This window comes from Pseudomonas sp. 22526, from assembly GCF_052044735.1.
Classification (GTDB): Bacteria; Pseudomonadota; Gammaproteobacteria; order Pseudomonadales; family Pseudomonadaceae; genus Aquipseudomonas; species Aquipseudomonas piscium.
This window is the reverse complement of sequence record NZ_JBQENK010000013.1, coordinates 166,084-170,600: the sequence shown is the minus strand read 5'-3', so window position 1 is coordinate 170,600 and position 4,517 is coordinate 166,084. Positions and strand designations below refer to the sequence as shown.

3 protein-coding genes are annotated in these 4,517 nt (G+C 64.8%); all 3 read left to right on the top strand.

The window, feature by feature from the left end:
- Positions 1–183: 183 nt before the first annotated feature.
- The 3 genes from ACTJKT_RS20470 to ACTJKT_RS20460 all read left to right on the top strand — a co-directional run bounded on the left by ACTJKT_RS20470 (position 184) and on the right by ACTJKT_RS20460 (position 4,480).
- Positions 184–1,575 (top strand): GntP family permease, encoded by a 1,392-nt coding sequence (locus ACTJKT_RS20470; RefSeq protein ID WP_440788347.1) that lies wholly within the window; start codon positions 184–186, stop codon positions 1,573–1,575.
- A gap of 7 nt (positions 1,576–1,582) precedes the next feature.
- Positions 1,583–2,368, top strand: coding sequence for a 3-hydroxybutyrate dehydrogenase (locus ACTJKT_RS20465; protein WP_038633440.1), 786 nt, complete (start codon positions 1,583–1,585; stop codon positions 2,366–2,368).
- Positions 2,369–2,524: 156 nt separating this feature from the next.
- Positions 2,525–4,480, top strand: a complete 1,956-nt coding sequence (locus ACTJKT_RS20460) for an acetoacetate--CoA ligase (RefSeq protein ID WP_440788346.1) — start codon at positions 2,525–2,527, stop codon at positions 4,478–4,480.
- The last annotated feature ends 37 nt before the right edge of the window (positions 4,481–4,517 follow it).

Here is a 4,517-nt window from a genome sequence, read left to right as displayed (position 1 = left end):
CCCGCGATGACGCCCTTTCGGCCAACAGAAGTCTCAAGACAGAGACAAAGCACTATTCCCCCTCTCAAAAAATATAAAAATATCTTTATTTATCAATCACTTAACCATATGGCACAAAACTCGCTATAGCCCCTCCCACACCCGCAACACCCTACAAAAATAACAATCCTGGAGAGACACACCATGAGTGTGATCATTGCCCTGGCAGCCCTCGCGCTGCTGATGTTGGCTGCTTACCGTGGCTACAGCGTTATCCTCTTTGCCCCCATCGCCGCCCTCGGCGCCGTCCTGCTCACCGACCCGTCCGCCGTGGCGCCCGCCTTCACTGGTGTGTTCATGGAGAAGATGGTCGGCTTCATCAAGCTCTACTTCCCGGTGTTCCTGCTCGGCGCGGTGTTCGGCAAGCTGATCGAGCTGTCGGGCTTCTCCCGTTCCATCGTCGCGGCGGCCATCCGCCTGCTCGGCACCCGCCAGGCGATGCTGGTGATCGTGCTGGTCTGCGCCCTGCTGACCTACGGCGGCGTCTCGCTGTTCGTGGTGGTATTCGCGGTCTACCCGTTCGCCGCCGAGATGTTCCGCCAGAGCAATATCCCCAAGCGCCTGATCCCGGCGACCATCGCCCTCGGCGCGTTTTCCTTCACCATGGACGCCCTGCCCGGCACCCCGCAGATCCAGAACATCATCCCCAGCACCTTCTTCAACACCACCGCCTGGGCCGCGCCCTGGTTGGGGGTGATCGGCACCGTCTTCGTGTTCTGCGCCGGCATGCTGTTCCTGCAGCGCCAGCGCAACAAGGCGCATCACGCCGGTGAAGGCTACGGCAGCGACCTGCGCAACGAACCGGAAACCGCCGCCGATCTGCAGTTGCCCAACCCCTGGATCGCCCTGTCGCCGCTGTTGCTGGTGGGCCTGATGAACCTGCTGTTCACCCACTGGATTCCCCTGTGGTACGGCAAGACCCACAGCCTGGCCCTGGCCGGCATGGCCGCCCCGGTGCAGACCGACGTCGCCAAGCTCACCGCCATCTGGGCGGTCCAGGCCGCCTTGCTGGTGGGCATCATCATGGTCCTGGTGTTCGGCTTCTCGGCCATTCGCGGCAAGCTGGCCGAGGGCAGCAAAAGCGCGGTCAGCAGCGCCCTGCTGGCGGCGATGAACACCGCTTCGGAATACGGCTTCGGCGCGGTGATCGCCTCCTTGCCGGGCTTCCTGGTGCTGTCGGACTGGCTGAAAAGCATCCCCAACCCGCTGGTCAACGAAGCCATCACCGTGACCCTGCTGGCCGGCATCACCGGCTCCGCCTCGGGCGGCATGAGCATCGCCCTGGCGGCCATGTCCGAGACCTTCATCAGCGCCGCCCACGCCGCCAACATCCCCCTGGAAGTGCTGCACCGCGTGGCCGCCATGGCCAGCGGCGGCATGGACACCCTGCCGCACAACGGCGCGGTGATCACCCTGCTGGCGGTTACCGGCCTGACCCACCGCCAAGCCTACAAGGACATTTTCTGCATTACGCTGATCAAGACCCTGGCCGTCTTCGTCGTGATCGCCACTTTCTACGCCACCGGCATTGTGTGAGGTATTCATGAGCAATCTTGCGGGCAAGACCGCCCTCGTCACCGGCTCCACCAGCGGCATCGGTCTAGGCATCGCCCTGAGCCTGGCCAAGGCCGGCGCCCACCTGATCCTCAACGGCTTCGGCGATGCCTCGACGGTGATCGCCGAGGTCGCGCGCCTCAATAAAGACAGCGGCGGCAAGGTCGGCCATCACCCGGCCGACGTCAGCGACCCGGCGCAGATCGCCGACATGCTCGCCTACGCCGAGCGCGAGTTCGGCGGCGTCGACATCCTGGTCAACAACGCCGGCATCCAGCATGTGGCGGCGGTGGAGGAATTCCCGGTGGAGCGCTGGGACTCGATCATCGCCATCAACCTGTCGTCGGTGTTCCACAGCACCCGCCTGAGCCTGCCGGGCATGCGCGCCAAGGGCTGGGGGCGGATCGTCAACATCGCCTCGGTGCATGGCCAGGTCGGCTCGGTGGGCAAGGCCGCCTATGTGGCGGCCAAGCACGGGGTGATCGGCCTGACCAAGGTGGTCGGCCTGGAAACCGCCACCAGCAACGTCACCTGCAACGCCATCTGCCCGGGCTGGGTCCTGACCCCGCTGGTGCAGAAACAGATCGACGACCGCGCCGCGGCCGGTGTCGACCCGCAACAGGCGCAGCACGACCTGCTGGCGGAAAAACAGCCGTCCCTGGAGTTCGTCACGCCTTCGCAGTTGGGCGAGTTGGTCCTATTCTTGTGCAGTGAGGCCGGCAGCCAGGTGCGTGGCGCGGCGTGGAATATCGACGGCGGCTGGTTGGCGCAGTAAGCCGGTGTAGCCGCTGCCGCAGGCTGCGATAGGTCCGAAGGACCTCCGCGACCTTGAGACCGCCACGACCGTTCCGGTCGATCGCAGCCTTCGGCAGCGGCTACAGGTAGAGTTGGACCCGCTTTGTGTGTGCACCAGAAAAACAAGAGGCCACCCATGTCCGAATTACTCTGGCAACCCAGTGCCGAGCGCATCAGCAAAACCCGCATGGAAGCCTTCCGGCGCTTGATCAATCACCGTTATGACCTGGACATCGACGACTACCCCGCCCTGCACCAATGGAGCATCGAGCAGCGCGAAGCCTTCTGGCAGGCGATAGTCGATTTCTTCGATGTCGAGTTCCATGCGCCCCCCAGCGCAGTGTTGATCGAAGGCAGCAGCATGCCCGCCGCCCAGTGGTTTCCCGACGCCACCCTGAACTTCGCCGAACACCTGCTCAAGCGCCGTGACCACGGCGTCGCGGTGGTGGCGATCAACGAGAACGGCCAGCGCGAACAGCTGACCTACAACCAGCTGGCGGCCCATGTCGCCGGCCTGCAACACAGCCTGCGGGCCGCCGGTGTCGGCCTCGGCGACCGGGTCGCCGCCTGCATGCCCAATACCTGGCAGACCCTGGTGGGCATGCTCGCCACCGCCAGCCTCGGGGCCGTCTGGTCCAGCTCCTCGCCGGACTTCGGCACCCTGGGAGTGATCGACAGGTTCGGCCAGATCGAACCCAAGGTGCTGATCACCTGCGCCGGCTACCGCTATGCCGGCAAACAGATCGACCAGACGGCCAAGGTCAACGAAATCCTCGAACGCCTGCCGTCCCTGCAACAGCTGATCATCGTGCCGTACGCCCGGCCCGAGGCTCGCACCGAAGACTTCCGCACCTCAGCCAGGGTCGCGCTGTGGGACGATTTCTACCGCCCCGGCGGCGAGCCAGAGTTCGTCGCCGTACCCTTCACCCATCCGCTGTACATCCTCTATTCCAGCGGTACCACCGGCGTCCCCAAGTGCATCATCCACAGCACCGGTGGCGTGCTGTTGCAGCACCTCAAGGAGCACGGCCTGCACACCGACCTGCACGCAGGCGAAGTGCTGTTCTACTACACCACCTGCGGCTGGATGATGTGGAACTGGCTGGTCTCCGCTCTGGCGGTGGGTGCCACGGTGCTGCTGTACGACGGCTCGCCGTTCCACCCGGCGCCCGAACACTTGATCGACCTGATCGACCAGGAAGGCATCAGCGTCTTCGGCACCAGCCCCAAGTACCTGGTGGCCCTGGAAAAGGCCGGCATCGAGCCACGGCAAAGCCATTCCCTGGCCAGCCTCAAGACCCTGCTCAGCACCGGCTCGCCGCTGTCGCCGCAGAGCTTCGACTACGTGTACCGGGCGTTCAAGCAGGACCTGTGCCTGGCCTCGATGTCCGGCGGTACCGATATCATTTCCTGCTTCATCATCGGCAACCCGCTGTTGCCGGTGCACCGCGGCGAAATGCAGGGCAAGGGCCTGGGCATGGCCGTGGAGGTGTGGAACGACCAGGGCCAGGCGGTGATCGGCGAAAAGGGCGAGCTGGTCTGCACCCGGCATTTCCCGGCCATGCCCATCGGCCTGTGGCACGACCCGCGGCACGAGAAGCTGCGCGCCTCCTACTTCAGCCAGTTCCCCGGGGTCTGGGCCCAGGGTGACTATGCCGAGCAACTGGCCCATGGCAGTTGGCTGATTCACGGCCGCTCGGACGCCGTGCTCAACCCCGGCGGCGTGCGCATCGGCACCGCGGAAATCTACCGCCAGGTGGAGAAACTCGAACAAGTGCTGGAAAGCCTGGCCATCGGTCAGCAATGGGACAACGACGTGCGGGTGGTGCTGTTCGTGCGCCTGCAGGACGGCGTACAGCTGGACGATGCCCTGCAGGAGCAGATCCGCCAGGTGATCCGCGCCAACACCACACCCCGCCATGTGCCGGCGAAGATCCTCGCGGTCAGCGACATTCCACGGACCATCAGCGGCAAGATCGTCGAACTGGCGGTGCGCAACGTGGTGCACGGCCTGCCGGTGAAAAACACCGACGCCCTGGCCAACCCCGAAGCGCTGGAGCAGTTTCGCGATCGCCCGGAATTGCGCAGCTAGGCCTTGAGGGCCCTATCGCGGGCAAGCCTCGCTCCTA